Genomic DNA, 26,642 nt, shown 5'->3' with positions numbered 1-26,642 from the left:
CTTGCCAGGGTTGCCCTGATCAGGCCGGGAACAGCTCGCTCAATTTCATGGCCAGCATCATGTCGCCTTCAGTGCGCAGTTTGCCGCCCATGAATGCCTGCATGCCGTCGGTGGAGCCGTCAACGATGCCTTTCATGGTTTCGCCGTCCATCACCAGGGTGACTTGGGCGTCCGGGTTTTCACCTTCCAGCAGTTCGCAGGTGTTGTTTTTCACAACCAGCGAGAAGTTCTGGGTGTCGTCGATACGGAAACCGAACACCAGGTCCAGGCCGTCGGCAGCGGCTGGGTTGAATTTGGCTTTCATTGCTTCTACGGCTTTAGCTACGTCAGTCATGGTTTCGATCCTTTTATGGTGAGTCCAGTGACCTTGGGGTCACGGTTGGCCGCAATTCATCGGAAAGTGATGAGCTGCGGCGCCTTCAACAGTTGCAAGTGGGTATGGCTGTTGAAGGAAGCCAGTGCCACCTCGCGACCACGGAATTTCAGCTGGTTGAGCGAGGTGTTAACAATTTGCCAGTTCAGTTCGAAGGCCTGTGCGGCAGGCATTCGGGTAATCAGGTGGAGCAGGGCCGTGATGGTGCCGCCGGAGGTGAACACGGCGATCTTGTCACGGTTGTCGGCGGCTTCGAGGAGGCGTTGCAGGCCACCCTGAACACGTTCGACAAATCCCAGCCAGCTTTCCAGGCCCGGCGGGTCGTAGGTGCCGGCCAGCCAGCGTTCGATGATCAGGGAAAAGATGCGCTGGAATTCGCCACGGTTTTGCGCGGCGTTGCGCAGGATATGCAGGGCTTCGGGTTCGCTGTGCAGCAGGTCCGGGAGCAGGGCGCGGATGATCGCCTCGGCGTCGAACTCGTTGAACGCGCTGTCGATTTCCAGCGTGGGTACCGGCAGGCCGAGGGCGCTGTATTGTTCGAAGGCGGCGGTAGCAGTGTGCTGCTGGCGGCGCAGGTCGCCCGACACGCAGCGGTCGAAGCTCAGGCCCAGTTCCGCCAGGTGGCGGCCAAGCACTTGCGCCTGTTGCACACCGATGGGCGACAGCACGTCGTAGTCGTCTGCACCGAAGGAGGCCTGGCCATGTCGAATCAGGTAGATGCTGCCCACGTCCGTTTTCCCGGTACGTTGAAAGTCTGGCGAGGTTATGAGGATGCCGGGAAGCTGTCAATGAAAAAACATACGCTTGTTTTAAAAGGTCGTTAGAGGCCCGCTGCTGGCGGTTTGATCACTGGCCCCATGGCGGTGGCGTCGGTATGCTTGGGCAATCCGCGCCTGGCGCACTGCACTTGTAAGGAGTCACATGGATTTTCTGGCCGAGTACGCTACTTTCCTGGCTAAAACCGTCACCCTGGTCGTCGCCATCCTGGTGGTGCTGATCAGTTTCGCCGCATTGCGCAGCAAAGGCCGCCGCAAAGCTGCCGGCCAGTTGCAGGTCAGCAAGCTCAATGACTTCTACAAGGGTTTGCGTGAGCGCCTGGAGCAGACCCTGCTCGACAAGGACCAGCTCAAGGTCCTGCGCAAGTCTGAAGGCAAGGCCGAAAAGAAGAAGGGCAAGAAGAAGCCAGAAGCCAAGCCACGGGTGTTCGTGCTGGATTTCGACGGCGACATCAAGGCCTCGGCCACTGAAAGCCTGCGCCATGAAATCACGGCACTGCTGAGCCTGGCCACGCCCAAGGACGAAGTGGTGCTGCGCCTTGAAAGCGGCGGCGGCATGGTTCACAGCTACGGCCTGGCGTCGTCGCAACTGGCGCGTATCCGCGAGGCGGGCGTGCCGTTGACCGTGTGCATCGACAAGGTCGCGGCCAGCGGCGGCTACATGATGGCGTGCATCGGCGAGAAGATCATCAGCGCACCGTTTGCCATCCTCGGTTCGATTGGCGTGGTGGCGCAGTTGCCCAACGTCAACCGCCTGCTGAAGAAGCACGACATCGACTTCGAAGTGCTGACCGCCGGTGAATACAAACGCACCCTGACCGTGTTTGGCGAAAACACCGAGAAGGGCCGCGAGAAGTTCCAGGAAGACCTGGACATCACCCATCAACTGTTCAAGAACTTCGTGTCGCGCTACCGCCCGCAGCTGGCGATTGATGATGTGGCCACCGGCGAAGTCTGGCTGGGTGTCGCGGCGCTGGACAAGCAACTGGTGGACCAGCTGCAAACCAGCGACGAATACCTGGCGACCAAGGCCAAGACCGCCGAGGTGTTCCACCTGCACTATGCCGAGCGTAAAAGCCTGCAAGAGCGGGTGGGCCTGGCAGCCAGCGGTTCGGTCGACCGGGTGCTGCTGACTTGGTGGAGTCGCCTGACCCAGCAGCGTTTCTGGTAACCATTCACTGACTGTCGAAGATCAAAATGTGGGAGCGGCGGTGCGACGATTCGACTTGCTCGCGAAGGCGGTGGATCAGTCACAGATGTATTGACTGACCCACCGCATTCGCGAGCAAGCCCGCTCCCACATTGGGTCGTGGTGGTCGCATTATCGAGTCAGTAAAGAGGCCTGCGGCACCGCCGGTATGGGATGCCGCATCAACGAGCCCACCACCAACGCCCCCAGCAAACCCAACAACCCCGCCACCCATAGCACCACGCTGAACCCGCCGACGAACGCCTGCCGCGCCAGTGGCTGCACCGTGTCCCGCGCGGACTCGGGCAGCAACGCCATGGCCGCTGGCATATCGCCAGCCACTACCCGTGAAGCAATCCCTGCCGCCTGTTCCTGCCACTGGGAGCCGATGCTCGTGTGCAGCAACTGTTCGCTATGGCTGCTCAACAACGCCCCATACACCCCGATCGCCAACATGATCGCGCTGAAGCGCATGGTGGTGCTCATGCCCGACGCCATCCCCGCGCGGTCCCGTGGCACGCAAGCCATGATGTTTTTCTGCGTATCGCCATTGAGCAATCCCGCGCCGGCCCCCGTGACGGCAATCGCCAGGGCGAACGGCAGATAGCCGCCGATATTGACCGCCCAGGCACTCAGCAGGTTGCCGCACCCCACCAACGCCAGCCCCGTCGCCATCATCGTTGCCGGGGCAAAACGGCTAGCCAGTCGGGCGCCTATCCGCGGACAAATCAACATGGTCAAGGCAAACGGCAACATGCCCAGCCCGGAGGAAATCGCGGATAAGCCCAGGCCGTTTTGCAAGTAGAACGGCAGCAGCGTCATCATCACCTGGGCACAGCCGGCGTAGGCGAACATCCCCAGCAGTGCGCCGATAAAGCGCGGGTGCCTGAACAGTTGCAGGTCGACCATGGGCCGTTGTTGCAGGCGTTCGGCGAGTACAAAAACACCCAGCAACGCAGCGCCTCCCAGCAGCCGCGCGTAAGTCAGCGGGTTGTCCCAGCCGATACGGTTGGCTTCGATCAAGCCCCAGATCAGGCACAGCAGGCTGGCACTGAAACTCAGGCTGCCCCAAGGGTCGAGCCTTGCAGCCTGGGCATCGCGGGATTCCGGAATCGCGCGCAGCACCAGTCCCATCAGCACCAGGCCGACCGGCAAATTCAGATAGAAAATCCAGCGCCAGCCCAGGTATTGGGTAATCAACCCGCCGAGGGTCGGTGCGGCGGTCATCGCCACGCCCATGCACGCGCCCCAGAAGGCCCAGGCCTTGGCGCGTTCCACTTCGTCATGGAAGGTATGGCCGATGGAGGCCAGGGCCGAGGTCAGCAGCAGCGCTGCGCCGACACCTTTGACGGCGCGAGCGATATCCAGGAACAACGCATTCGGCGCCGCACCGCAGCCGAGGGAGGCGAGGATGAAAATACCCAGGCCCCAGACCAGGGTCTTCTTGCGGCCAAAGCGGTCGGCAATGCTTCCGGCCGGCAATAACAGGGCGGCGAAGGCCAGCATATAAGCGCTGACCACCCATTCGATATCGGCAAAATTCGCCCCCAGGTCCCGGGCGATGCTCGGCAGGGTCACGGCGACGATGTTGGTGTCGAGCACGATCAGCGAACAGACCCCGGAGGCGGTCAGCAGTGTCAGGCGCGGGCTGACCTTGCTCATGGCTGCACCGAAGCCACCGCCGCGAGGGCGATCTCGTCATCGTGGGCCGGAGTATCTGCGCTGATGCCGATGGCGCCCACTACCTGGCCTTCAAGGATGATTGGCTGGGCGCCCTTCATCATCAACAGGCCGGCGGTGATGGCTGCCGGGCGGCCATTGTTGATGGCGTTTTCCAGGTCCCCGGACGGCCGCTTGAAGAGCGCTGAAGTGCGCGCCTTGCCTTGGGCCAGCTCGATACCGGCCACCACGGGAGCGCCATCCATGCGCAGCGTCAGGATCGGCCAGCCACCGTCATCGACGATGGCCACGGCGCAGGGCCAGCCCTTGTCGGCGGCGACCTTGCGCGCGTGTGCGGCGATCTGCTGGGCCGTTGCCAGGCTCAGGATTGCCTTGTGGGCAATGCTTGCGGGGGCTTCTGCGGCCAGCGCTGCGGGCACGGTGCAAAGACCGACAAGCACCAGGACCAATGATTTGACGAACATGGGAAAGCCTCTCTACTGTGAACGTACCGCGAGCTTATCCCCGGCAGGTGGCGTCCTTGTTAGGCGCCATACAGAACTTCATTACCTTTGAGCTAATCCTGTGATGGAAATACGTCATTTCCGCTACTTCCTGGCGGTTGCCCGGCAACGCAATTTCACCCGTGCTGCCGAACAGCTGGGTATCGCGCCGCCGACCCTGAGCCGGCAGATCCAGGACATGGAAACCACCCTCGGTACGCGCTTGTTTATCCGCCGCCAGCGCGAGGTCAGCCTGACCGAGGCGGGCGCGGCCTTGCTGATCGAGGCAGAGGCCACCGTGCGCCAGTTCGAGTTTGCCCAACGCAATGCCCAGCGCGCCGGGCGTGGCGAGATCGGTCATATCGAGCTGGGTTATGTGGCGTCGGCGGTGTATTCGGGGTTGTTGCAGCGCCAGGTGCAGTCGTTCTGCGCGGACTGCCCGGACGTGAGCCTCAGCGTGCGTGAGAGCCCCATGGCGGCGTTGCCGGGGCTGGTGGCGGAGGGGCGTTTCGACATTGGCTACATTCGTTCGCCGATGACCTTGCCTGACGGAGTCGACGGGGTGCGGTTGAGCAGTGAGGGGTTTGTGCTGGCGTTGCCCCAGGATTCGTGGCTGCTGGGGTTGAAGGCAATCAGTTGCGAGCACCTGCAGAACGAGACCTTCATCTTGCCCGAGCAGATCAGTGGCACGCTGCACGTGGCAGCGCAGGGTGGTTATGCGCCGCGACTGGGGCCGCAGCCGGGTGGTTTGGTGGCGGTGATTGCGTTGGTGTCACTGGGGCAGGGCGTGGCGGTGGTGCCGGAGTCGGTGGTGGGGCATGTGAGCTTGCCGAATGTCGTGTACCGCAGCATTGAAGGCAGCGAGGCGTCGTCCTGGTTGTCGCTGATTTACCGGCGCTTTGAAAAGGCGCCGGCGGTGGCGCGGTATATAGAGCAGGTGAAGCAGGTAGCCAGTTTGAAGGTTTGATCGCGGCGGGTTAGGTGCTTCACGGGTTAAGTGTGTTGCTGCCTTCGCGAGCAAGCCCGCTCCCACCTTCGACGGCATTCCAAAGATGGAACTCGGTCGAAGGTGGGAGCGGGCTTGCTCGCGAAGGGGTCATTTCAAGCACTGCACCAACCGCGGTTGAACCGAATCCGCCAATCGCGTCAGTATCAAGCAGCACGATACCGCTCCGGCATCCAGTACACCCAGTGAGCGCTCGCCCAGGCGGCTGGCGCGGCCGATTTTTGCCACCAGGTCCTTGGTGGAATCCCGCCCCCGCGACGCGGCACTTTTCATCGCCTCCAACGCCTCACTGAATGACGCCCCCGACCCATGGGCCTGTTCAAACGCCTCCACCGCCGGAATCAAGGTGTCCATCAAACACTTGTCACCCACGCCGGCTTCGGTGATGTCCTGCAACGAGGTCAGCCCGCCCCGCAGCAAATGTGCAAAGGTCGCCGCGTCAATCTGTTCGCTGCCGCGCACCTCATCCGCCATGCCGATAAACAGGCTGCCATACAACGGCCCCATGGAGCCGCCGATGCCTTCCATCAGGCTCAGTGTCAACTCATCCAGGGCTTCGGCCAGGGTCAGCTGGCGGCCTTCAATCGTGCGCCCGCAATGGGCGAACCCCTTGGCCATGTTGATGCCGTGGTCGCCATCGCCAATGGCGCCGTCGACTTCGCTCAGGTATTCGCGGTTGGCAACGATCACGCTCACCAGGTCGGCGACGATGGCGCTGCCGTCGTGGGTGGAGAAATGCTGGCTCATGGTTTAGTCCGCCTGGGTCATGCCGATGGAGCGGCAGGGTTGGTCGATCAGGGATTTCAGCTCGGCGTCCAGGCCCAGCAAGGTCAGGGTCACGCCCATCATTTCCAGGGAGGTGAAGTAGTTGCCCACGTAGCAGCGGTGAATCTTCAAGCCCCTGGCTTGCAGCTGACGTTCAACCTCGGCGTAGAAAATGTAAAGTTCCATCACTGGCGTCGCACCCAGGCCCGAGACCAGCACCACCACGCTGTCGTCCTGGCTGAAGTCGCGGTCGGCGAGGATCGGTGCGAGCATGCGGGCCGCCATGGCCTCGGCGGATTCGATCGGGATGACTTCAATGCCCGGCTCGCCGTGATGGCCGATGCCCAATTCCATCTGCCCGTCGGGAATCTGGAAGTTCGGCTTGCCCACCGCTGCGATGGTGCAGGGCGTGAGGCCGATGCCGATGGAGCGGCAGTTGTCGACTGCCTTCTGGGCAACACGAATCACCCCGTCCAGGTCGTAATGCTGGGCCGCGGCCGCACCGCCGACCTTCCACATGAAGATCTCGCCTGCCACGCCGCGACGCTTGGCGATGTCGGCCTTGGGCGCCGAGGCCACGTCGTCGTTGGCGACCACGGTGCGGATGCGCATGTCCTTGCTGGCGGCCATCTTCATCGCCAGCTTCACGTTCATGTTGTCGCCGGCATAGTTGCCGTACAGGCACGCCACGCCGGCGCCGTGGTCGGCGGCACGGAAGGCGTCGAAGAAGCTTTTGGCGGTGGGCGAGGAGAAGATTTCGCCGACGGCCACGGCGTCCACCAGGCCCGGGCCGACATAGCCAAGGAACGCCGGTTCATGGCCGGAGCCGCCGCCGGTCACGATGCCCACCCGGCCCTGTGGTGACGGCTTGGCCTTGCCGATCACCCGGGGATTGGTTTCGTGTTGGCGCAGCTCGGGGTGCGCGACCAGAATACCCCGCAGCATGTCCTCGACCACCTGGTCCGGATCGTTTATCACTCGATTCATAACGCGGTTTCCTGTGTTCTTGTTCTTGGTGTGGGAGCCGGGGGCTTTTGTGGGAGCTGGCTTGCCTGCGATTGCATCGGCTCGGTGTCACAGATAGACCGAGGCGTCTGCATCGCAGGCAAGCCAGCTCCCACAAAAAGCCTAAGCCCGGCGCCCGCAGGGTTTTGTGTTATTGGGCCAATCAGGGTTCCAGGACGACTTTAAGCGACTTGTCCCCGCGCTCCATCACCGCAAACGCTTCCTTGAAGTCCGCCAGGGCAAACTTGTGGGTCACCACGTCGCGCATGTCGATCTTGCGGTTGCCGATAAAGTCGATGGCGCGCGGGTACATGTAGGGGCCGAGGTGCGAGCCCAGCACGTCCAGTTCCTTGCGGTCACCGATGATTGACCAGTCCACCGTGGCCTCGTCGTTGAACACGCTGAATTCCACGAAGCGCCCCAGCTTGCGCAACATCGCCAGGCCCTGGTTCACCGCCTTGTGGTGCCCGGTGGCTTCGATGTAAATGTCGCAACCGTAGCCGTCGGTGATCTCGCGAATCTTCGCCATCACGTCGACTTCAGCCGGGTTCCACACTTCATCCGCACCCATGCGCAGGGCGAGGGCAGCGCGTTCGGGTTTCATGTCGAGCACGATGAGCTTTTTCGGGTTGCGCATGCGCACCGCACCGATGATCCCCAGGCCCAGGGTGCCGGCGCCGGCCACCACCACGATGTCGTCGAAATCCACATTCGCCCGTTCCGCCGCGTGCAGCGAACAGGCCAGGGGTTCGATCAGGATGGCTTCGTCCGGGGCAATCGAGTCCGGTACTTTGTGGATGATGCCTTCCTTGGTGAAGATCATGTACTGGGCCATGGCGCCCTGGACGTTGTTCTGGAAACCGTACAAGTCGTGTTTCTGGCACATCCAGTACTGGCCGTGGTTGCAGAAGCGGCAGCCCCAGCACGGCACGATCTGTTCGGAAATCACCCGGTCGCCGACCTTCACCCCGCGCTTTTCCGCGCCGGGGCCGAGGGCGACCACGCGGCAGACAAACTCGTGGCCGGGAATCATTGGTGGCTTCACGTAGCGCGGCTGCTCGGCGTCGCCCCAGAACGAGGGCGCGCCGCGGTAGGTCTTGATGTCGCCCATGCAGATGCCGCACAGCTCGACCTTGGTGAGGATCTCGTCGGGGCCGGGCGTCGGCACATCGACGGTCTCCAGGCGATAGTCTTCGGGGCCGTGGCAGACCACGGCCTGCATGGTTTTCGGAATGACGGGGGACAGTTGTTCGGCAGTGCGTTCGGTAACGGTAGACATGACGATAAACCTCACGACAAAAGATCAATTACTGGATGCTGTAGCCACCGTCGATCACCACGTTTTCCCCGGTGATCATCTGTGCGGCGTCGCTGAGCAGGTACAACGCCAGCCCGGCGATTTCTTCCGGCTGGGCAAAGCGGCCCGCCGGGATCTGCAATTTGGCCCGTTCCCCCAGCTCGCCCGCCCAGGCCTTTTTACCCAGGGCGGTTTCGACGATGGTCGGGGAGATGGCGTTGACGTTGATGTGGGGCGCCCATTCCATGGCGAGCACCTTGGTCATGCCGACCACGGCGGCCTTGCTGGCGCAGTAGGCGACGTGACGGTCCAGGCCGATCACCGCCGCTTGGGAGGCGAGGTTGACGATGCGCCCGCTGCCCTGGGCCAGCATGTGCCTGGCGCAGGCCTGGGCCACGAAGAAACTGGCCTTGAGGTTGATGTCGAGAGTGGTGTCCCAGGCGTTTTCACTGACGTCCAGGGCCTTGTCCAGCAGGGCCACGCCGGCGCTGTTGACCAGGTAATCCAGGCGTTTGAAGTGATCGAATACGTAATCGACGGTGCTGTGCACCTGGTCGAGTTGGCGCAGGTCCACGGCGATGCCGATGTTCCCGGCGCCGAGGCTGGCGGCGACTTCGACCACGGCCGGGTCGCGGTCCAGCAGGGCCACCCGCGCGCCGCGTTCCACCAGCAGGCTGGCACAAGCCAGACCGATCCCGGCGGCCCCGCCGGTGATCACGGCGCAGCGGCCGGTGAGGTCGAAGGCTTGATTCCAGAATCCAGACATGAACATGACTCCATTTTTCAGATCGGTGGAGATCCAATGTGGGAGCGGGCTTGCTCGCGAAAGCGGTGTATCAGGTGGCACATCTGTTGAATGATCCACCGCTTTCGCGAGCAAGCCCGCTCCCACACTTGACCGGGTTTCAAGTCAAAACTTACTTCGTACCGCTCACCTGCTGATACAGCGCATCCGCATTCGCATTGGTCACCGGCACCCACGGCAGGATGTAGTTCCTGGCGGTGCCGTCACCCCATTTCACGTCCTTGCCATAACGTTCCCAGATCACCGACTGCGGCTTGTAATCCTTGCCGGCCAGCGCCCGCAGCGCCACATCCAGCGCGCCTTGGGACTGGGCCTGGGCGTCCTGCAGGAAGGTGGTCACTTCATCCTTCTTCGCCGCCTGGATCGCATCCGGCATGCCGTCGATGGACGTCACCGGCACATCCTTGGACGTCAGCCCATGGGACTTCAACGCCTGCACCGCACCGAGGGCCATGTCATCGTTTTGCGCGATCACCCCGTTGATGCCCTTGGGGTGTGCGTTCAGCCAGTCTTCGGTCAGGGCCAGGGCCTGGGCGCGGTCCCAGTTGGCGGTTTTCTTCTCGATGATCTTGATGTCCGGGTGCTTGCCCAGTACTTCCATCTCGCCCTTTTCGCGGTCGATCTGCGCCGACTGGCCAATCGGGCCCTGGATGATCACCACGTTGCCGCGGCCCTTGAGTTTGTCGACCATGGCCTGGGCCTGCAGGCGACCGCCTTCCACGTCATCGTTGCCAACATAAGGCACGTTGGCGTCCGCCACCTTGGTGTTGGAGGCGATCACCACCACGTCATTGCTCATGGCGGCCTTCACGGTGCCGACGCCGGCCTTGGTGTCGATCGGCACAAACAGGATCGCGTCGTAGTGCTGGGTCACCATGTTTTCAATCTGGTTGTTCTGGGTCAGTGCGTCATAGTTGCCGTCGAACACGGTCAACTGCACGGTGCCGTCCTTGACTGCGGGGTGTTCCTTCAGCTCGCGCACCCAGTTCTGCATGAACTGGCCCTTGAGCCCGTACACGGCGGCGCCGATCTTGTAGGTCTTGCCATCGGCGGCCAGGGTGACACTGCTGGCGAGCAGGGAGAGTGCCGCGACGGCGGCCAAAGTCGTACCAGGTTTCATGAGAGAACTCCGTTATTGTTGTAGTGGTAGTTTTCAGAACTAGCGTTTCTTCTTGCGCCACACGTCAATCAGCACTGCGAACACGATGATCAGGCCCTTGGCGACCTGCTGGTAATAGGAGGACACGCCGAGCAGGTTCAGGCCGTTGTTGATCACGCCGATCAGCAATGCGCCAAACAGCGTGCCGACAATCGTGCCGGTACCGCCCGACAGGCTGGTGCCGCCGATTACCACGGCGGCAATCGCATCCAGCTCATACGAGGTGCCGGCCTGGGGCAGGGCAGAGGTGGTGCGCGCCGACAGCACCACACCGGCCAGCCCGGCGAGCAGGCCCGAGACCACGTACACCGAAAACATCACCTTGCGCACGCCGATCCCGGAGGTGCGCGCGCTCTTCTCGTTGCCACCCACCGCGTACACATAGCGGCCGTAGGTGGTGTAGCGCAGTACCATCCAGAAGATCAGCGCGACCACGGCGAAGATCACGATGGGCACACCGATCGGGCCGATCTTGCCGATACCCAGCGCCAGGTAGGCGTCGGGCAGGTCAGTGATCGGGCTGCCGTCGTTCAAGATGAAGGTCATGCCCCGGGCAATACTCAGCATGCCCAAGGTCGCGACAAAGGGCGGGATCGACAGGTTGGCGACCATAAAGCCGTTCACCACCCCGAGCATCGCCCCGGCGAACATCCCGGCGCTGACTGCCGCGAGCACGCCATACCCCTGGGTCGCGACCATGGCGCTGCACAGCCCGGCAAAGGCCAGGATCGAGCCCACCGACAGGTCGATGCCCTTGGTCAGGATCACGTAAGTCATGCCCACGGCGAGGATCCCGTTGATCGAGGTCTGGCGCAGGATGTCCATCCAGTTGCGCCAGGTCATGAAGTATTCGCTGGCGAAGGCCATCACCAGGCACAGGAGGATGAACACCAGCGGCAGGCCGAAGCGGTCGAGGGACAGGCGCAGGCGGCTTCGGGGTGCGGTCGTGACGGGGGCGGCTGCAGGTGTAGAAAGTGATTTGGCATTCATGAGGCAAGACTCAACAAGGCTTCCTGGGAAAGGGCGGTATCGCTGCTGATGGTCACCAGCCTTCCGCCTTTGAACACGGCAATACGGTCACTCAGGTGCAGCAATTCCGGGGCTTCGGACGACACCACAATCGCCGCGCCGCCGGCGCGCACGAACTGGTCCAGCAGGTGATAGATCTCCTGCTTGGCGCCTTCGTCGATGCCCCGGGTCGGCTCATCGCACAGCAGGCAGATCGGCTGGGTCGACAGGCATTTGGCGAGCACCACTTTTTGCTGGTTACCGCCGCTCATGGATTCCACCGGCAGGTCCAGGGAAGTGGTCTTGATCTGCAGGCGCTTGACCATGTCCTGGGCCAGTTGGTTTTCCTTGCGGGCATTGATCAGCGACCAGCTCGACAGCTGCTTGTACGCCGACAATGCGATGTTCGAGAGGATGCTGCCGCTGAGCACCAGGCCGCTGTCCTTGCGGTCTTCGGTGACCAGCGACATGCCGGCCTGGATCGTTGCCTTGGGCAGGCCGATGGGCATCGGTTTGCCTTGCAGGGTCACGCTGCCGGAGTCCGGCGTGGTGAGGCCGTAGATGCAGTTGAGGAATTCGCTGCGGCCCGAGCCCATCAGCCCGTAGATGCCGAGAATCTCGCCCTGGCGCAGTTGCAGGCTGATGTCCTGGAACTCGCCGGCGCGGCTCAGGCTGTCGACGTCCAGGCAGCATTCGGCGGCGCATTCGCGGCCGACCTTGTGGTCGATGCGGGTCAGTTCCTGGCCGACGATGCCGCGCACCAGGTGGGCGCGGTCGATATCGGCCATGCGCCCGGTCTCAACGAAGGCGCCGTCACGAAAGATGCTGTAGTCGTCGGCAATCTGCGCCAGTTCACTGAGGCGGTGCGACACATAGATGATGCCGGCACCACGGGCGGTGAGGCGGCGGATGGCCTTGAACAGGGTTTCGGCCTCGCGCTCGCCGATGGCCGAGGTGGGCTCGTCCATGATCATCACCTGGCAGTCGTGGCTGAATGCCTTGGCGATCTCCACCAGCTGGATCTGCGCCACGCTCAGGCGATGCATGGGGCTGGTGGCGTCGACGTCGAACTCCAGGCCTTCCAGCAGTTCGCGAGTGCGCCGGTTGAGCTCCTTGCTGTCGACGATGCAGCCGGCGCGGCGCGGTTCGCGGCCCAGCCAGATGTTTTCGGCGACGGTCATGTAGGGGATGGGTTCCAGCTCCTGGGTGATCATCGCGATCCCCGCCGCGAGTGCTTCGCTGGGGCGGTTGAACTGGACGGGGGAGCCGTTGAGCAGGATGGTCCCGGCGTCACGCTGGGTGATGCCCATCAGGATGCTCAGGAAAGTCGATTTGCCTGCGCCATTGCCGCCGCACAGGGCGTGGACGCTGCCGGCCCGCAGAGAGAGGCGCCCCTCACGCAGGGCAGGAATCCCGGCGTAAGCCTTGGCGACGTGTTCAGCCTGGAGCAGTAATGGCGTGGCCATCGGCGTGTCCTCGTGCTGTGAATTCTTATTAGGTCGCACAGTCATGTTTCGCTGTGAGCATATGTGTATCAAATGAAATTCTGATCAGTCAATCTCTTTCACTGAAAAGTTGTAAATGGATGGATTTGCGCAAAGTGCGCCGGTTTAGAGGGCTTTGACTGGGAGGTCAGCTAAATCCTGCTTGACAGGGCGACTGGAATATCCGAGAAATGACTGAGCTAAATTTCACTGAGTGATCATATGATCACTCTCCAGCACCCAAAACGGCAGCGGAGCCAAACGCCATGAACACACCTTTCCCGGTGGCTATCGGATGCGATGAAGCGGGTTATGAGCTCAAAGAACTGTTGAAGCGCCATATCGAGGCGCTGGGTTACCCGGTGACGGACTTCGGCACCCACTCCACGGCGCCGGTGCTGTACCCGGACATTGCCCTGGCGGTGGCCACGGCGATCAATGCCGGCGAGCAACGCTTGGGCGTGCTGGTGTGCGGCACTGGCATCGGCATGGCCATCTCGGCCAACAAAGTCCTGGGGATTCGTGCGGCCCAGGCCCATGACACCTATTCGGCGGAGCGGGCACGCAAGAGCAACGATGCGCAGATCCTGTCCATCGGTGCACGGGTGATCGGCGCGGAACTGGCCAAGAGCGTCGTCAAGTCGTTCCTGGAGTCGGAGTTCGAAGCCGCGCGTTCCGGGGCCAAGGTCGACCGCATCAACGCGATCGAGCGTGACGGGCATCAGTAGTGGACGGAACGGGGCAAGAGTCGGGAGAATGCGCCTTTGACACCGAAACGGAAGCCCGTGCCCATGAGTGACAGTACCCAGCGCATCGCCAGCGACATCGACCTGATGACCGAAGTGGCGATGCTCTATTACCTTGAGAACGTCACTCAGGAAGCCATCGCCAAGCGCTTCGACCTGTCCCGGGCAAAAGTCAGCCGCCTGCTCAAACGCGCACGGGATGAAGGGATTGTCGAGGTGCGGGTGTTGCAGCACCCGGCGATGAACAACGAGCTGGAACAGGCGCTGGTGGAGCGCTTCCAGCTGGACCGCGCCTTGATTGCGGTGGACCACAGCGACCCGGACACCCAGCGCTCGGCGGTGGCGAGCCTGGTGGCCAACTACCTGAACAAAACCCTCAGCGACGGCATGATCGTCGCGGTTGGCATGGGGCGTAACGTCGGTGCGGTGGCCGATAATGTGTTTTTGCCGGTGACCCGCAACTGTACGTTTGTGTGCGCCATTGGCGGTTCGCTCAAGGCGGGTGAATACATGAACCCCGACCATATTTGCCGGCGCCTGGCCCTGCGGTTTGGTGGCGAGAGTGAAAGCCTGTACGCCCCGGCGCTGGTGGCCAATCCGGAACTGCGCGGGGTGTTGATCAGCAACGATACGGTGCGTTCCACGCTTGACCGTGCCCGCCGTGCGGACATGGCGTTGATCGGCATCGGTGACATGAGTGAAAACAGCAACATGGTGCGCATGGGGTGGTTTTCGCCCCAGGAGATTGCACAGGCGCGGTTGTCCGGCACCGTGGGGGACATGATGGGTTATGACTTCATCGACATTCATGGCCAGCCGGCGGTCAACGCGATTCAGGGGCGGGTGATCGGGTTGACGGTGCAGGAGCTGTTTCGGATTCCGGATGTGGTGGCGATTGCCAGTGAAAACACCAAGGCGGCGGCGACGCTGGGGGCGTTGCGCTCGGGAGTGATCAATACCCTGGCGACCACGGTGACCAATGCTCATACCATCCTTGCGCTGGATGACGCGACGCGTAAAAGCTGACACCGCCGATAGTCCAGGCCCTGAACATCACCTGTGGGAGCTGTCGAGCCTTGGCGAGGCTGCGATGGCATCACCGCGGTATGACTGGAGTACCGAGTTGTCTGCATCGCGGACAAGCCCGGCTCCCACAGTTGACTGCCTCAGGGTTTCCACACCTGCACATCCTGCGCATCCACCGCCTTGGGCAACAACCCCGCCTTGAAGAACGCATCCGCAATTTTCTGCTGTTCCCCCAACTGATCCAGCGTCACCGGTTGCACCTCATAGCTGCGATGAGCATTGGCGGCCTCGACAGTCTCCACATCCAGGTTGCCCCACAATGGCCCCAGCACTTTCGCGGCATCACGCGGGTGGCTCTTCACCCACTCGCCAGCCTGATGCAACTGCTCGTACACCAGCTTCAGCACTTCGGGATGCGCCTGGGCATAGGGCGTACCCGTCAGGTAATAGCGCTTGTAACTGGCCAGCCCGGTACCGTCCGCAAGGGTGCGGGTGGGCAGTTGGCGCTGCACGCTGGTGAGGAACGGTTCCCAGGTGACCCAGGCATCAACCTTGTTGTTTTCAAATGCAGCGCGGCCATCGGCGGGCGTCAGGTACGCCGGCTCGATATCGGAGAAGGCCAGCCCCGCCTTGTTCAAGGCTGCGATCAATAAATAGTGAGTGCCGGCGGCCTTGGTCACGGCGATTTTCTTGCCTTTCAAGTCCGCCAGTTGCTGAATCGGCGAGTCCTTGCGCACCACAATCGCCTGGGCTTGAGGCGAGGGCGCTTCCTGGGCGAAGTAGGTGAGCTTGGCCTGGGCGGCCTGGGCGAAGATCGGTACGGTGTCGGCCACGTCAGCGCTGATATCCACGTTACCGACGTTCAGTGCTTCCAGCAGCGGCAGGCCACTGGGGAACTCGTGCCAGGTGACGTCGATGCCGTCGGCCTTGAGGGCTTTTTCCAGGGTGCCCTGGGTTTTCAGCAAGGTGATCAGGGTCGAGGATTTCTGGTAGCCGATGCGTACGGTTTCCTCGGCCTGAGCGTTCAGGGCGGTGCAGAGGCCCAGCGTGGCCAGGCCAGTGATGAAAAGACGATGGAGCGAAAACAGGGGCATGGCGTGCTCGACTCTTAATGGATTAAGGTGAGCTTATTGTTCTAAAAAACATTCGATAAATAATTTTTCGATCTTAGCTTAGGCCTTTATCGGGTGCGCCGTTCGCGGCCTTTCAGCGTCAGGATGAAGGAGGGCGGTATGCAGTTGTATGTTGTTCGTCACGGCGAAACTCAAGCCAATGCCGAGGGGCGTTACCAGGGCTCGCTGGACATTGATCTCAACGAACGGGGCGTGCTGCAGGCGCGGGAGTTGCGGGAAAAATTGCCGGCGCAGATCGACGCCGTCATCGTCTCGCCGCTGCGCAGGGCTCAGCAAACGGCGGCCATTGTGTTTGCGGATGATGGGCTGCAACTGCCTACGCTGGATGCGTTTCGTGAGCGCGGCGTGGGGGTGTTTGAGGGACTGACCCAGGCGGAGGCGGCGCAGCGTTATCCCGACCTTTGGGCGCAGAATATTACCCGGCAATGGGAGCGGGCACCCACGGACGGTGAGTCAATCTCGCAGTTCGTCGAGCGCATCCGGGGCGGATTGAATCAGTTGCTGGTGAACCATGGGCAACAGGTGGTGGTGCTGGTTGCCCATGGGGTTGTCGCCAAGGCGATTCGCGCATTGGTTCGCGATGATTTCTCAGACTTCTTCGCCTGGCAGTTGCGCAATGGCGAAGTGCTGAGCCTCAACATCGACGCAGAGCCCAATGTGGCGAGGGAGCTTGCTCCCGTTGGGGTGCGAAGCGCCCCCTGGTAGGCCGCTGCGGTCTTTCAGGATGGGCCGGTCAATGCTTTTGGGGTTGCTGCGCAACCCAGCGGGAGCAAGCTCCCTCGCCACAGTGTGGGTGTGAGTCATGTCTACAGGGGAACGCTCAACGCCTGCGCAAACGCCTGGGGCGTAGGGCTTTCCGGCCAGGTCGGAACACCCTCCGCCAGCGTCACCCACGGCTGCTTGTGCCGCACCCAGATATGCGCCACCGGCTGCACGGACGGGCTCTCATCCAGTGTCCCGACCCGCAGCACAACCAACCCCGGCGCGGCCGTCGTGGTGTTGCAGATCCGCGTATGGCATACCCCGCACAACCGATGCTCCGAACGCTGCCCATCAACGTCATAGGCATATTCCGTCAGCGAACCTTCAACCCGCAGCGCATCCGCCGGCAACAGCGCATGCAGGGCAAACGCGCTGCCGCTCCAGGTCTGGCAGTGGCGGCAATGGCAGGCATACACCGCCAGCGGCGCGTCGGTATCGAGGGTGTAGGTCACGCGGGCGCAGCGACATTGGCCGGTGAGTGTCATCAAAAACGATCCTGTGCAAAGTGAGGGCGAAAGCCCCATCGGTTATGCTCGCCAGCATGCCGCAGCCTCCGAACAAAGAACATCCGCCAAAACTGCCCAGCGGCTCACAGGAAATGTATGAACGCCCCGCAACTCCAATGGGAAACCCAGCGCGCCTTCCTCGCCGTGTTGCGCACCGGCAGCCTGTCGGGCGCGGCCCGTTTGCTGGGGATTGCCCAGGCCACCGCGCGGCGACGGATCGAGGCCCTGGAGCAGAGCGTCGGGGTCAGCCTGTTTATCCGCTCACCCGCCGGGCTGTTGCCCACCGACACGGCCAAGGACCTGATCAGCCACGTTGAAGCGATGGCCGTTGCCGCCAACGCCTTCAGCCGCGCAGCCTCGGCCGACACGGCCCTCGCCGGCGGCACGGTGCGGCTCACCAGCGGCAAGCTGCTGGGCGTTGAAGTGCTGCCGCCCATGTTGCGCAGCCTGCGCCGTGATCATCCGCAATTGGCCATCGAACTGAGCGTATCCAATCGGCTGCAGGCACTTGCCCGGCAAGAGGCCGACGTCGCCGTACGCATCCGTCGCCCGGTCGAATCCACGGTGGTCGCGCGCAAGGTCGGCGACCTTCACGTAGGGTTGTACGCCGCACCCGAACTGTTGGCAGAGCAGGGCACGCCGGACACCGTTGCGCAATTGCACGGCTACCCGCTGATCGGGCCGGACCGCAACTTGCTGGAGATCGAATTCCTGGGTGAGCGCGGTTTCGACTGTTCGGCGCCCAGTACGGTGATTCGCACCGACGATCACCTCGCGCAGTTGGCCGCTCTGCGTGCGGGGCTTGGGATCGGCGTGTGTTCAGCCCAGGTGGCACAACGTCACGGGCTGGTGCGGGTGTTGCCCGCGCAGGTGGATTTCAAGGTTGACGTGTGGATCGCCATGCATCAGGACATGCGCAAGGTCCCGCGCATCGCCGTGGTGTTCGATGGGTTGGGCGCGGCCCTGACGGACTTCTTTCAGCCGCGATAACGCAACGCGTCAACCAACAATGCAAATGCGGGGGAGGCCGTGCGGGCCATTCGCCCCGGCGACACGGTATGGATTGCACCCGGTGTCAAGCATTGGCATGGCGCCACGGCGAACACCGCCATGACCCATATCGCGATCAACGAAATGCTCGACGGCAAGGTGGTGGACTGGATGGAGCAGGTCAGCGACGAACAGTACGCCGCGCAGTAATCGGTCTCACCGCCGCAACTGCGGCTCGCCTTCAATGCAGCTCACTAGAAACTCCATCACCACCTTCACCGAAGGCGAGCGGCGCATATCCGGATACACCGTCAGCCAGATATCGCGAACCGGGCCTTCGGTGTTCGTTGCCAACCGCACCAATGCCGCGTCGTGATCGCCCACCAGCGTGGGCAACACCACTGCACCCACCTGGGCCCGGGCGGCCATTTGCTGGGTGATCAGGTCGCTGGCGGCGAAGGCAATCGTGCGGTTGCCGCGCACCTGGTGCATCCACGCCTGTTGGGGCAGATGGTCGCGGGTGGCGTCATAGGCAATGAACGTCCACTGTTCAGCGGGTAACTGCTTGAGCTCGGGCGTGGCATAGAGCCCGAAACGCACGGCGCCGACCTTTCTGCGTACCAGCGCTTCTTCATCGGGACGCACCGTGCGCAGGGCAATGTCGGCTTCGCCTTTGTCGAGGGCGGCCAGCGTCGTCGAGGACATCAACACGATATTCAGCTTGGGATACTGCGCCCTGAAGCGTGCGACATGGGGCGCGATGCAGTGGATGGCAATCGACGGCGGGCAACTGACCCGCACGGTGCCGGCCACTTCGATCGAGGCCACGCGGGACAGGCGCATCACTTCGGTGGCCATCTCGCCCATGCCGGCCGCCAGCTTAGCCAATGCCAGGCCTTCCTCGGTGAGCGGCCGGCTGCGGGGCAGGCGATCCACCAGTTTGACGCCGAGGGCTTTTTCCAGGGCATCGACGCGCCGGCCAACAGTGGCGTGTTCCACCTGCAGCTCCCGTGCGGCAGCCGATAGTGATTTGGTGCGCGCCAGCACGGTGAAGAAATACAGATCCTGCCAGTCGAACATCGGGTTATTTCCGCACGGAGGGTGGGAGGTATTGGGGAATTCTCGTACAGAGTAGCGCCTTTTACCATGGCGCATTCCCACTGCAAACGGAGTTGTCCCGCGATGAAAGCCCTCACCCTTGAAACCTACGGCGGCCCGGAAGTTGTTCAACTGCGCCACGATGTCCCTACACCTCAGGTGACACCCGGCCATGTGCTGGTCAAGGTGGCCTGCGCCGGGATCAATTTCATGGATGTGCACACCCGCCAGGGCAAATACGCCAGCTCGGTGACCTACCCGGTTAGGCTGCCCTGCACCTTGGGCATGGAAGGGGCCGGTGTGGTGGTGGCGGTGGGCGAGGGCGTGAGCCATCTGGCGCCGGGTGATCGAGTGGCCTGGTGCATTTCATGGGGCGCGTTCGCCGAATACGCCAGCATACCCGCCGCGCGAGTGGCGCAGATTCCCAATGCGATCGGCTTCGATCAGGCGGCTGCGGCGATGTTCCAGGGCTGCACGGCTCACTACCTGATTGAAGATGTTGCGCGGTTGCAGGCGGGCAACAGCTGCCTGATCCATGCCGCGTCCGGCAGCATCGGCCAGTTGCTGGTGCAAATGGCCCGGCGACTCGGTGCCACGGTATTCACCACCGGCAGCAGCACTGAAAAATGTGCGATTGCCCTTCAGCGCGGTGCTGATCACGCCTGGCCATACGACGGGTTTGCCGATCGAGTCTTGCAGGTAACGCAGGGGCGGGGTGTGGACGTGGTGTTCGATTCGGTGGGTAAGGCCACCTTGCGTGAAAGCTTCAAGGCCTGTCGTACGCGGGGGCTGATCGTCAATTACGGCAACGTCTCCGGTTCGATCACTGACCTCGATCCGATGGAGTTGGGGGAGGCCGGTTCACTGTTCCTGACTCGCCCACGGCTCAACGACCACATGGCCGACGGGCCTACGGTGCAACGGCGTGCCAATGCGGTGTTCGCGGCGATGCTCGAAGGTTCGCTGACGGTGGATATCGAAGGGCATTACGCGCTGGAAGAGGTGCAGCAGGTGCACGCGAGGATTGAGGCACGGCAGCAGATTGGCAAGGCGGTGATGTGGCTGGACCGTGAACTTCACTAATGGCCAGAGAGCTTGTGTGGCGAGGGAGCTTGCTCCCGCTGGGCTGCGAAGCGGCCCCAAAACCTGCCAATGGTGTCTTCCTGGAGAAACGCAGTGAGTTCATTGGGGCTGCTGCGCAGCCCAGCGGGAGCAAGCTCCCTCGCCACAGGGGTCGTGGCGCTTGTGAGGATCAGTTAACAGCAGGCGAAAAAAAGCCGGCTGATCAGGCCGGCTGGGGGTGAACCGCGAACGACAGGGGTTACGCGCGGTTTTCCATCAGGCGGTCAGCGCCACCTTCAGCTACACGGTTTTCTTGAAGACGGTCAGCACCACCTTCGGCTACGCGGTTTTCTTGAAGACGGTCAGCGCCACCTTCAGCTACACGGTTGCCCTGGAGACGTTCAGCGCCCCCTTCAGCAACACGACGTTCCAGCAGGCGATCAGACCCGCCTTCAGCAACGCGGCGTTCCAGCATACGGTCAGACCCACCCTCAGCCACGCGGCTGTCCATCAGGCGATCCGCACCGCCTTCAGCGAGGGCAGGTTGGGTAAAGGCGCTTACAGCAAGTACCGAGAAAGCGAGGCTAAGCAAGAGTTGGCGTTTCATGAGGGTGTGCTCCGGGATGTCATTGGTTGGTATGGATGCGATGTTACGCGGCAGATTTTTTAAGAGAACTTCATTGGGCTGATGGTGACTATCGACGCCAGCGATGACCCGTTTTCCCGGGCCATCGCGTCGCTCATCACGGCATTTCTGGCAGTTCCCGAGGGCGCAGGTCGAACACCAGCACCTCGGCGTCCTCCCCACGGCTCAGGTGAATCTCCCGCTCATCGCGCACTCGGGCGCCGTCGCCTTCGTGCAAGCGCTGGCCATTGACTTCAACGCTGCCCCGCGCCACATGGATGTAGGCGTAGCGTTCCGGGGCCAGCGGCAGGCTGGCGGTTTCAAAGCCGTTGAACAGCCCGGCATACACCCGCGCGTCCTGGCGCACGCCGAGGGAGCCGTCGGTGCCTTCCGGCGAGATGATCAACTGCAACCGGCCGCGTTTTTGCGCCTCGGTGAAGTGCTCCTGCTGATAGCGCGGTTCGGCGCCCGCCACATCCGGCACGATCCAGATTTGCAGGAAGTGCACGCCCTGGGTGTGGCTGTGGTTGAACTCGCTGTGGGCCACGCCGCTGCCGGCGCTCATCAGTTGCACGTCGCCGGGGCGAATCACCGAACCGGTGCCCAGGGTGTCCTTGTGTTCCAGGGCGCCTTCGAGCACATAGGAGAAAATCTCCATGTCGCGGTGCGGGTGTTGGCCGAAGCCCTTGCCGGCGGCAACCCGGTCATCGTTGATCACCAGCAGGTCGGAAAAACCCTGTTCTTTGGGATTCCAGTAGTTGGCGAACGAGAAGGTGTGGAACGACTTCAACCAACCGTGATTGGCGGCGCCGCGTTCCGAGGCTTTGCGAAGGGTCAGCATGGGGTGTTCTCCTCAAGGGAAGCCTGGCTGCGAGATGCAGGGCTTCGGTGTGAGGAGAAGATTACTGGTTAACGATAGGTTGATTAAGAAGCTGAAATCGGAATGACTGTCTCTTTTAGATTGACGATCGCCAACTGTGCCGTCCGCAGATGATGGCGGTAGCGCAGCTGAAGTTTGCGCCAGGCCATTGGGTTCACGCCTTCGCTGCGGCTGAACAGGTGACAGAAGTGCGCCTGGTCGCAGAACCCGCATTCCTGGCTGATCTGCGTCAGGCTCAGGGCGGAGCCGGTGATCAGCACCTTGGCCTGCTTGATGCGTTGCTGGCGAATCCATTCCTGGGGCGATACACCGGTGGTGCGCTTGAAGGCCCTGGAGAAATGGCTGCGGGACAGCTCACAGGCGCGAGCCAGTTCCGTCACCTGCAGGGGGCCAGCAAGATTGGCGAGGATCAATTGCTTGACCCTCTGTTCCCGCTCTGAACACAGGGTCCCGGTTGCAGCTGCTGGTTGAGCCATGATCGCTATCCGTGGTCGATGGGCGCTTGTTTTCACACACCTTACCGGTGAATGAATCCCCAGTGTAGACCGCTGCAAGCATCTGTTGAACTGAGCACATGCATGCAATTTTTCTGGATCGGACCGTCGCACACTAGCGCGAACGTTCAAGCATCCAGGGGAAGGGCACGATGGACTCAACAGCACAAGGCGGGCCGGACGAGGTCGTGACCCTGGTGGTCAAGCACCGCATAAAACCCGGGCTTGAAGCCGACTACGAAGCCTGGCTGCGACGCATTGTGCGTATTGCCGGTGAGCGTCCCGGCCACCTCGGCGTTGACGTGGTGCGCAGCAAGCAGGGCGGCCTTGCGCTGTTCACCTGCGTGCTGCGTTATCGCTCCACCGAAGACCTGGAGCGCTGGCTCGATTCGCCGCAGCGCCTGGAGCTGATCAACCAAGCCGCACCGATGCTGGCCGACGGCGACCAGACCGAAGTCGGCGCGGTCAACGAGTTCTGGTTCTCGCCCCTGGCCGATGCTGCCGCCAAGCCGCCGCGCTGGAAACAGGCAGTGGTCACGCTGCTGGTGATCCTGCCGCTGACGTTGCTGGTGCCGATCATCTGGGGCCCGGTACTGCGGCTGCACCCGTTCCTGTCCAACTACATCGTCGCCACCTTCCTGGTCACCCTGACCATCGTTGTACTGGTGGTTTACCTGCTGATGCCGGCGGCCACCCGCCTGTTCGCGCCCTGGCTTGAAGCCTCTGTAAAGGAAACCCTATGAACGCCGACCTGATTCTGTTCAATGGCCAGTTCCACACCGTGGACCGTGAAAATCCCCGCGCCACGGCAGTTGCGATCCACCAGGGACGCTTCGTCGCGGTGGGCACCGACGGTGAAGCCATGGCCCTGCGCGGCAGTGGTACCCAGGTCATCGACCTCAAGGGTCGCACCGTCATCCCTGGCCTCAACGACTCGCACCTGCACCTGATCCGTGGCGGCCTGAACTACAACCTCGAACTGCGCTGGGAAGGCGTGCCGTCCCTGGCCGATGCCCTGCGCATGCTCAAGGACCAGGCCGACCGCACGCCCACGCCGCAGTGGGTGAGGGTGGTGGGCGGCTGGAACGAATTCCAGTTCGCCGAAAAACGCATGCCCACCCTCGACGAGCTCAACCAGGCCGCCCCCGATACGCCGGTGTTCGTGTTGCACCTGTATGACCGGGCCTTGCTCAACCGCGCCGCCCTGCGCGTGGCTGGCTACACCAAGGACACACCGAACCCGCCCGGCGGCGAGATCGTGCGCGACCATAACGGCAACCCCACCGGCATGCTGGTGGCGCGGCCCAACGCGATGATTCTCTACGCGACCCTGGCCAAGGGCCCGAAACTGCCCCTGGAATACCAGGTGAATTCCACCCGCCAGTTCATGCGCGAACTCAACCGCCTGGGCCTGACCAGTGCCATCGACGCCGGCGGTGGTTTCCAGAACTATCCCGACGATTACGCGGTGATCGAACAGTTGGCCAAGGACCAGCAACTGACCGTGCGCATCGCGTACAACCTGTTCACCCAGAAGCCCAAGGAAGAACTCAGCGACTTCAAGAACTGGACCGGCAGCGTGACCCTGCATCAGGGCGACGACTACCTGCGCCACAACGGCGCCGGCGAAATGCTGGTGTTCTCGGCGGCCGACTTCGAAGACTTCCTCGAGCCACGCCCGGACCTGCCGCTGACCATGGAGCAGGAACTGGAACCGGTGGTGCGCCACCTGGTGGAACAGCGCTGGCCGTTCCGCCTGCACGCCACCTACAACGAGTCGATCTCGCGGATGCTCGACGTGTTCGAGAAGGTCAACCGCGACATCCCGTTCAACGGCTTGCCATGGTTCTTCGACCACGCCGAAACCATCACCCCGCAGAACATCGAGCGCGTGCGGGCGCTGGGCGGCGGCATCGCGATCCAGGACCGCATGGCGTTCCAGGGTGAGTACTTTGTGGAGCGCTACGGCGCCAAGGCCGCCGAGGCCACGCCGCCGATCAAACGCATGCTCGCCGAAGGCGTGCCGGTGGGCGCAGGCACCGACGCCACCCGGGTGTCGAGCTACAACCCCTGGACCTCGCTGTACTGGATGGTCAGCGGCCGCACCGTCGGCGGGCTGGAACTGCACGCCGAGGGGCTGCCCCGGCTGACGGCCCTGGAACTGTTCACCCACGGCAGCGCCTGGTTCTCCTCCGAGCAGGGCAAGAAGGGCCAGATCAAGGTCGGCCAACTGGCGGACGTGGCGGCACTGTCGGCGGACTTCTTCAGTGTCGATGAGGAGGCCATCAAGTGGATCGAATCGGTACTCACCGTGGTCGGCGGCAAGGTGGTCTACGGCGCCGGCGACTTTGAAGATTTCGCACCACCCAGCGTGCCGGTACTGCCGGACTGGTCGCCGGTGGTCAAGGTACCGGGCCACTGGCGCCCGGCCTCAGCGCTGCAAGCCCAGGTGCACCAGTGCAGCGGCCCCTGTGGCGTGCATGCCCATAGCCATGAACGGGCGCGTCTCTCGAACGTGCCGGTCAGCGACTTCCAGGGTTTCTGGGGCGCGTTTGGCTGCTCGTGTTTTGCCTTCTGAATCTAACCCCAAAAGAGTATTCCCATGACTTACAAACGCCTGAACAAAGATGACGCCGTGGTCCTGCTGGTGGATCACCAGACCGGCCTGATTTCCCTGGTGCAGGACTTCTCGCCCAACGAGTTCAAGAACAACGTGCTGGCCCTGGCGGACCTGGCCAAGTTCTTCAAGCTGCCGACTATCCTCACCACCAGTTTCGAAAGCGGCCCCAATGGCCCGATGGTGCCGGAGCTGAAAGAACTGTTCCCGGACGCGCCGTACATCCCGCGCCCTGGCCAGATCAACGCATGGGACAACGAAGATTTCGTCAAGGCAGTGAAAGCCACCGGGCGCAAGCAACTGATCATTGCCGGTGTGGTGACCGACGTGTGCGTGACCTTCCCGACGCTGTCGGCCCTGGCTGAAGGGTTTGAAGTGTTTGTGGTGACCGATGCTTCGGGCACCTTCAATGAGACCGTGCAACAGGCGGCGTGGGCACGCATGACGGCGGCCGGTGCACAGCTGGTGAACTGGTTCTCGGTGGCCTGCGAGCTGCAAGGGGATTGGCGCAACGACATGGAAGGCCTGGCGAATCTGCTGTCGCCGCGCATTCCCAATTATCGCAATTTGATGAACAGCTACTCGGCGCTGACGGCCAAATAAACCGCTCTCTGATATGCAGGTAATCCAATGTGGGAGCGGGCTTGCTCGCGAAGGCGGTGTGCCAGTCAATACATGTACCGACTGACCCACCGCCTTCGCGAGCAAGCCCGCTCCCACATTTTGATTTGTGGTGTGGCGACTGACCGGCTATAAAACAGCCCAGCGTCCACCGAGAAGCGACAATGAACCCCTTCGAAGACATGCGCCTGTTTTGCCAGGTCATGGAATCCGGCAGTTTCACCGCTGCCGCCGAGCATCTTGGCCTGTCCAAGCAATTTGTCAGCCGCCGCCTGATCCAGCTGGAAGAGCGCCTCGGCGTACGCCTGCTCAACCGCTCCACCCGCCGCCTGGACGTCACGCCGCTGGGCCAGAGTTACTACGAATCCGCCCTGCGCCTGCTCAGTGAAGTCGAGCAAGTGGAGCAGGGCATCGCCGGGCAAAACACCGAGCCCCGAGGCACCATTCGCCTGAGCGCGCCGTTGTCGTTTGCCATGGCGCACCTGGGTTGCCTGTTGCCGCTGTTCCTGCAACGCCACCCTCATGTCACCGTGGAAGTGGACCTCAGCGACCGCCCGGTAGACCTTATCAGCGAGGGCTACGACCTGGTGCTGCGCATCGGCACCCTGGAGGATTCGACCCTGATCGCCCGACGTATCGCCAGTGTGCAGCGCGTCTACTGCGCCAGTCCCGACTACCTGGCCCGCCACGGCACGCCGCAGAGTCCCGATGACCTGGCCGATCACGCATGCCTGCCTTACGGCCATGGTCGCCAGGTGCAATGGCACTTCAAGGTCGATGGCAAACCCCACACCCGCAACGTCAGCGGGCGCATGCGGGTCAACAACGGTGAGTTGCTGCGGGATGCCGCCGTGGCCGGGTTGGGCATCACCTACCTACCCAATTTTATCGTTGCCCAAGCCTTGCAGGACGGCCGCCTGGTGACGCTGCTGGAAGACTGCGCGCCCGAACCCCTGACCCTTTCCGCCGTTTACCCCCAGCACCGCCAGAGCTCGCGCCCGGTGCAGGCGTTGATCGAGTTCCTGCGTGAACGCCTGGCCGGCGGTTGTTGAA

At 62.6% G+C, this 26,642-nt stretch carries 28 protein-coding genes and 1 pseudogene; 12 read left to right on the top strand and 17 right to left on the bottom strand.

The window, feature by feature from the left end; all coding sequences use genetic code 11:
• Positions 1-19: 19 nt before the first annotated feature.
• Together HYE77_RS27555 and HYE77_RS27550 are read right to left on the bottom strand one after the other, a co-directional pair.
• A complete protein-coding gene (locus tag HYE77_RS27555) occupies positions 20-334 on the bottom strand; it encodes an SCP2 sterol-binding domain-containing protein (protein ID WP_003215671.1) in 315 nt (104 codons plus the stop codon).
• 56 nt (positions 335-390) lie between these two features.
• Positions 391-1,101 (bottom strand): histidine phosphatase family protein, encoded by a 711-nt coding sequence (locus tag HYE77_RS27550; RefSeq protein ID WP_102368789.1) that lies wholly within the window; start codon positions 1,099-1,101, stop codon positions 391-393.
• A gap of 193 nt (positions 1,102-1,294) precedes the next feature.
• Between HYE77_RS27550 and sohB the strand changes: the two genes are divergently transcribed.
• Positions 1,295-2,320, top strand: coding sequence for a protease SohB (gene sohB, locus HYE77_RS27545; protein WP_003215674.1), 1,026 nt, complete (start codon positions 1,295-1,297; stop codon positions 2,318-2,320).
• Between the two features lie 150 nt (positions 2,321-2,470).
• Here sohB and HYE77_RS27540 read toward each other — a convergent pair whose 3' ends face one another.
• On the bottom strand, positions 2,471-4,000 hold the full coding sequence (locus HYE77_RS27540) for an MFS transporter (protein WP_177069983.1): 1,530 nt from the start codon (positions 3,998-4,000) through the stop codon (positions 2,471-2,473).
• Positions 3,997-4,482 (bottom strand): heme-binding protein, encoded by a 486-nt coding sequence (locus HYE77_RS27535; RefSeq protein WP_102605151.1) that lies wholly within the window; start codon positions 4,480-4,482, stop codon positions 3,997-3,999. The genes HYE77_RS27540 and HYE77_RS27535 overlap by 4 nt, the downstream gene beginning before the upstream one ends.
• A gap of 103 nt (positions 4,483-4,585) precedes the next feature.
• Between HYE77_RS27535 and HYE77_RS27530 the strand changes: the two genes are divergently transcribed.
• Positions 4,586-5,467, top strand: coding sequence for a LysR family transcriptional regulator (locus HYE77_RS27530; protein WP_087694870.1), 882 nt, complete (start codon positions 4,586-4,588; stop codon positions 5,465-5,467).
• A 129-nt stretch (positions 5,468-5,596) separates the two neighbouring features.
• Here the strand turns inward: HYE77_RS27530 and dhaL are convergent, their stop codons facing one another.
• The 7 genes from dhaL to HYE77_RS27495 all read right to left on the bottom strand — a co-directional run bounded on the left by dhaL (position 5,597) and on the right by HYE77_RS27495 (position 13,011).
• Positions 5,597-6,253 (bottom strand): dihydroxyacetone kinase subunit DhaL, encoded by a 657-nt coding sequence (gene dhaL, locus HYE77_RS27525; protein ID WP_177069981.1) that lies wholly within the window; start codon positions 6,251-6,253, stop codon positions 5,597-5,599.
• A gap of 3 nt (positions 6,254-6,256) precedes the next feature.
• Entirely contained in the window at positions 6,257-7,258 is a 1,002-nt protein-coding gene (locus HYE77_RS27520) for a dihydroxyacetone kinase subunit DhaK (RefSeq protein ID WP_177069979.1), read from the bottom strand.
• A gap of 181 nt (positions 7,259-7,439) precedes the next feature.
• Entirely contained in the window at positions 7,440-8,555 is a 1,116-nt protein-coding gene (locus HYE77_RS27515) for an erythritol/L-threitol dehydrogenase (RefSeq protein WP_008434653.1), read from the bottom strand.
• 28 nt (positions 8,556-8,583) lie between these two features.
• Complete coding sequence (locus HYE77_RS27510; RefSeq protein ID WP_008434650.1) at positions 8,584-9,339, bottom strand: SDR family oxidoreductase; 756 nt, start codon at positions 9,337-9,339, stop codon at positions 8,584-8,586.
• Between the two features lie 151 nt (positions 9,340-9,490).
• The gene (locus tag HYE77_RS27505) at positions 9,491-10,498 is read right to left on the bottom strand and encodes a substrate-binding domain-containing protein (RefSeq protein ID WP_087694868.1); all 1,008 of its coding nucleotides are present in this window, start codon (positions 10,496-10,498) and stop codon (positions 9,491-9,493) included.
• Positions 10,499-10,537: 39 nt separating this feature from the next.
• Positions 10,538-11,527, bottom strand: coding sequence for an ABC transporter permease (locus HYE77_RS27500; RefSeq protein ID WP_003215711.1), 990 nt, complete (start codon positions 11,525-11,527; stop codon positions 10,538-10,540).
• The gene (locus HYE77_RS27495; protein ID WP_003215714.1) at positions 11,524-13,011 is read right to left on the bottom strand and encodes a sugar ABC transporter ATP-binding protein; all 1,488 of its coding nucleotides are present in this window, start codon (positions 13,009-13,011) and stop codon (positions 11,524-11,526) included. The genes HYE77_RS27500 and HYE77_RS27495 overlap by 4 nt, the downstream gene beginning before the upstream one ends.
• A gap of 284 nt (positions 13,012-13,295) precedes the next feature.
• On the opposite strand from HYE77_RS27495, the gene rpiB reads away from it, so the two are divergent.
• Both rpiB and HYE77_RS27485 read left to right on the top strand, forming a co-directional pair.
• Positions 13,296-13,757: a ribose 5-phosphate isomerase B gene (gene rpiB, locus HYE77_RS27490; RefSeq protein WP_102368794.1), complete on the top strand. Its 462-nt coding sequence runs from the start codon at positions 13,296-13,298 to the stop codon at positions 13,755-13,757.
• Positions 13,758-13,820: 63 nt separating this feature from the next.
• Positions 13,821-14,801 (top strand): sugar-binding transcriptional regulator, encoded by a 981-nt coding sequence (locus HYE77_RS27485; RefSeq protein WP_003215718.1) that lies wholly within the window; start codon positions 13,821-13,823, stop codon positions 14,799-14,801.
• Between the two features lie 140 nt (positions 14,802-14,941).
• Here HYE77_RS27485 and HYE77_RS27480 read toward each other — a convergent pair whose 3' ends face one another.
• Positions 14,942-15,895: an aliphatic sulfonate ABC transporter substrate-binding protein gene (locus tag HYE77_RS27480; protein WP_177019906.1), complete on the bottom strand. Its 954-nt coding sequence runs from the start codon at positions 15,893-15,895 to the stop codon at positions 14,942-14,944.
• 138 nt (positions 15,896-16,033) lie between these two features.
• On the opposite strand from HYE77_RS27480, the gene HYE77_RS27475 reads away from it, so the two are divergent.
• Positions 16,034-16,639 (top strand): histidine phosphatase family protein, encoded by a 606-nt coding sequence (locus HYE77_RS27475; RefSeq protein WP_003215723.1) that lies wholly within the window; start codon positions 16,034-16,036, stop codon positions 16,637-16,639.
• 101 nt (positions 16,640-16,740) lie between these two features.
• On the opposite strand, the gene HYE77_RS27470 is transcribed toward HYE77_RS27475, so the two are convergent.
• On the bottom strand, positions 16,741-17,181 hold the full coding sequence (locus HYE77_RS27470) for a GFA family protein (RefSeq protein ID WP_177069977.1): 441 nt from the start codon (positions 17,179-17,181) through the stop codon (positions 16,741-16,743).
• A 117-nt stretch (positions 17,182-17,298) separates the two neighbouring features.
• On the opposite strand from HYE77_RS27470, the gene HYE77_RS27465 reads away from it, so the two are divergent.
• Together HYE77_RS27465 and HYE77_RS27460 are read left to right on the top strand one after the other, a co-directional pair.
• On the top strand, positions 17,299-18,192 hold the full coding sequence (locus HYE77_RS27465) for a LysR family transcriptional regulator (RefSeq protein ID WP_087694863.1): 894 nt from the start codon (positions 17,299-17,301) through the stop codon (positions 18,190-18,192).
• A gap of 30 nt (positions 18,193-18,222) precedes the next feature.
• Positions 18,223-18,402: pseudogene (locus HYE77_RS27460) on the top strand (cupin domain-containing protein); the annotation flags it as partial.
• A gap of 6 nt (positions 18,403-18,408) precedes the next feature.
• On the opposite strand, the gene HYE77_RS27455 reads toward HYE77_RS27460, so the two are convergent.
• A complete protein-coding gene (locus HYE77_RS27455) occupies positions 18,409-19,272 on the bottom strand; it encodes a LysR family transcriptional regulator (protein ID WP_177069975.1) in 864 nt (287 codons plus the stop codon).
• Between the two features lie 102 nt (positions 19,273-19,374).
• Here HYE77_RS27455 and HYE77_RS27450 point away from each other — a divergent pair, with 102 nt between their 5' ends.
• On the top strand, positions 19,375-20,373 hold the full coding sequence (locus HYE77_RS27450; RefSeq protein WP_177069973.1) for a quinone oxidoreductase: 999 nt from the start codon (positions 19,375-19,377) through the stop codon (positions 20,371-20,373).
• 238 nt (positions 20,374-20,611) lie between these two features.
• Here HYE77_RS27450 and HYE77_RS33055 read toward each other — a convergent pair whose 3' ends face one another.
• From HYE77_RS33055 to HYE77_RS27435, 3 genes are all read right to left on the bottom strand, one after another.
• Positions 20,612-20,959 (bottom strand): hypothetical protein, encoded by a 348-nt coding sequence (locus HYE77_RS33055; RefSeq protein WP_177049916.1) that lies wholly within the window; start codon positions 20,957-20,959, stop codon positions 20,612-20,614.
• Positions 20,960-21,095: 136 nt separating this feature from the next.
• Positions 21,096-21,818 carry a pirin family protein gene (locus HYE77_RS27440; protein WP_177069969.1) on the bottom strand — a complete coding sequence of 241 codons (723 nt, stop codon included), beginning with the start codon at positions 21,816-21,818 and terminating at the stop codon, positions 21,096-21,098.
• A gap of 83 nt (positions 21,819-21,901) precedes the next feature.
• On the bottom strand, positions 21,902-22,333 hold the full coding sequence (locus HYE77_RS27435; protein ID WP_177039851.1) for a helix-turn-helix domain-containing protein: 432 nt from the start codon (positions 22,331-22,333) through the stop codon (positions 21,902-21,904).
• 170 nt (positions 22,334-22,503) lie between these two features.
• On the opposite strand from HYE77_RS27435, the gene HYE77_RS27430 reads away from it, so the two are divergent.
• From HYE77_RS27430 to HYE77_RS27415, 4 genes are all read left to right on the top strand, one after another.
• Complete coding sequence (locus HYE77_RS27430) at positions 22,504-23,094, top strand: antibiotic biosynthesis monooxygenase (protein WP_003207311.1); 591 nt, start codon at positions 22,504-22,506, stop codon at positions 23,092-23,094.
• Complete coding sequence (locus HYE77_RS27425) at positions 23,091-24,929, top strand: amidohydrolase (RefSeq protein WP_003207313.1); 1,839 nt, start codon at positions 23,091-23,093, stop codon at positions 24,927-24,929. The genes HYE77_RS27430 and HYE77_RS27425 overlap by 4 nt, the downstream gene beginning before the upstream one ends.
• 18 nt (positions 24,930-24,947) lie before the next feature.
• Positions 24,948-25,571, top strand: coding sequence for an isochorismate family cysteine hydrolase YcaC (ycaC, locus tag HYE77_RS27420; protein ID WP_177028445.1), 624 nt, complete (start codon positions 24,948-24,950; stop codon positions 25,569-25,571).
• 182 nt (positions 25,572-25,753) lie between these two features.
• Positions 25,754-26,641, top strand: a complete 888-nt coding sequence (locus HYE77_RS27415; protein WP_177028408.1) for a LysR family transcriptional regulator — start codon at positions 25,754-25,756, stop codon at positions 26,639-26,641.
• Position 26,642: the final 1 nt, after the last annotated feature.

Origin of the sequence: Pseudomonas sp. IPO3774, assembly GCF_013386835.1 — a bacterium.
Lineage (GTDB): Bacteria > Pseudomonadota > Gammaproteobacteria > Pseudomonadales > Pseudomonadaceae > Aquipseudomonas.
The sequence above is the reverse complement of the archived record's forward strand: the minus strand, read 5'-3'. Positions and strand labels throughout refer to the sequence as shown.

What these genes read in the sequence shown, in the direction of transcription:
- HYE77_RS27540 (WP_177069983.1), bottom strand. Translation starts at nt 4,000, where the DNA reads ATGAGCAAGGTCAGCCCGCGCCTGACACTGCTGACCGCCTCCGGGGTC.
- dhaL (WP_177069981.1), bottom strand. Translation starts at nt 6,253, where the DNA reads ATGAGCCAGCATTTCTCCACCCACGACGGCAGCGCCATCGTCGCCGAC.
- HYE77_RS27425 (WP_003207313.1), top strand. Translation starts at nt 23,091, where the DNA reads ATGAACGCCGACCTGATTCTGTTCAATGGCCAGTTCCACACCGTGGAC.
- HYE77_RS27485 (WP_003215718.1), top strand. Translation starts at nt 13,821, where the DNA reads ATGAGTGACAGTACCCAGCGCATCGCCAGCGACATCGACCTGATGACC.
- HYE77_RS27535 (WP_102605151.1), bottom strand. Translation starts at nt 4,482, where the DNA reads ATGTTCGTCAAATCATTGGTCCTGGTGCTTGTCGGTCTTTGCACCGTG.
- HYE77_RS27450 (WP_177069973.1), top strand. Translation starts at nt 19,375, where the DNA reads ATGAAAGCCCTCACCCTTGAAACCTACGGCGGCCCGGAAGTTGTTCAA.
- HYE77_RS27495 (WP_003215714.1), bottom strand. Translation starts at nt 13,011, where the DNA reads ATGGCCACGCCATTACTGCTCCAGGCTGAACACGTCGCCAAGGCTTAC.
- HYE77_RS27480 (WP_177019906.1), bottom strand. Translation starts at nt 15,895, where the DNA reads ATGCCCCTGTTTTCGCTCCATCGTCTTTTCATCACTGGCCTGGCCACG.
- HYE77_RS27520 (WP_177069979.1), bottom strand. Translation starts at nt 7,258, where the DNA reads ATGAATCGAGTGATAAACGATCCGGACCAGGTGGTCGAGGACATGCTG.
- sohB (WP_003215674.1), top strand. Translation starts at nt 1,295, where the DNA reads ATGGATTTTCTGGCCGAGTACGCTACTTTCCTGGCTAAAACCGTCACC.
- HYE77_RS27500 (WP_003215711.1), bottom strand. Translation starts at nt 11,527, where the DNA reads ATGAATGCCAAATCACTTTCTACACCTGCAGCCGCCCCCGTCACGACC.
- HYE77_RS27430 (WP_003207311.1), top strand. Translation starts at nt 22,504, where the DNA reads ATGGACTCAACAGCACAAGGCGGGCCGGACGAGGTCGTGACCCTGGTG.
- HYE77_RS27470 (WP_177069977.1), bottom strand. Translation starts at nt 17,181, where the DNA reads ATGACACTCACCGGCCAATGTCGCTGCGCCCGCGTGACCTACACCCTC.
- HYE77_RS27505 (WP_087694868.1), bottom strand. Translation starts at nt 10,498, where the DNA reads ATGAAACCTGGTACGACTTTGGCCGCCGTCGCGGCACTCTCCCTGCTC.
- HYE77_RS27515 (WP_008434653.1), bottom strand. Translation starts at nt 8,555, where the DNA reads ATGTCTACCGTTACCGAACGCACTGCCGAACAACTGTCCCCCGTCATT.
- HYE77_RS27440 (WP_177069969.1), bottom strand. Translation starts at nt 21,818, where the DNA reads ATGCTGACCCTTCGCAAAGCCTCGGAACGCGGCGCCGCCAATCACGGT.
- HYE77_RS27435 (WP_177039851.1), bottom strand. Translation starts at nt 22,333, where the DNA reads ATGGCTCAACCAGCAGCTGCAACCGGGACCCTGTGTTCAGAGCGGGAA.
- HYE77_RS27455 (WP_177069975.1), bottom strand. Translation starts at nt 19,272, where the DNA reads ATGTTCGACTGGCAGGATCTGTATTTCTTCACCGTGCTGGCGCGCACC.
- rpiB (WP_102368794.1), top strand. Translation starts at nt 13,296, where the DNA reads ATGAACACACCTTTCCCGGTGGCTATCGGATGCGATGAAGCGGGTTAT.
- HYE77_RS27555 (WP_003215671.1), bottom strand. Translation starts at nt 334, where the DNA reads ATGACTGACGTAGCTAAAGCCGTAGAAGCAATGAAAGCCAAATTCAAC.
- HYE77_RS27465 (WP_087694863.1), top strand. Translation starts at nt 17,299, where the DNA reads ATGAACGCCCCGCAACTCCAATGGGAAACCCAGCGCGCCTTCCTCGCC.
- HYE77_RS27415 (WP_177028408.1), top strand. Translation starts at nt 25,754, where the DNA reads ATGAACCCCTTCGAAGACATGCGCCTGTTTTGCCAGGTCATGGAATCC.
- HYE77_RS27530 (WP_087694870.1), top strand. Translation starts at nt 4,586, where the DNA reads ATGGAAATACGTCATTTCCGCTACTTCCTGGCGGTTGCCCGGCAACGC.
- HYE77_RS27475 (WP_003215723.1), top strand. Translation starts at nt 16,034, where the DNA reads ATGCAGTTGTATGTTGTTCGTCACGGCGAAACTCAAGCCAATGCCGAG.
- HYE77_RS27510 (WP_008434650.1), bottom strand. Translation starts at nt 9,339, where the DNA reads ATGTCTGGATTCTGGAATCAAGCCTTCGACCTCACCGGCCGCTGCGCC.
- HYE77_RS33055 (WP_177049916.1), bottom strand. Translation starts at nt 20,959, where the DNA reads ATGAAACGCCAACTCTTGCTTAGCCTCGCTTTCTCGGTACTTGCTGTA.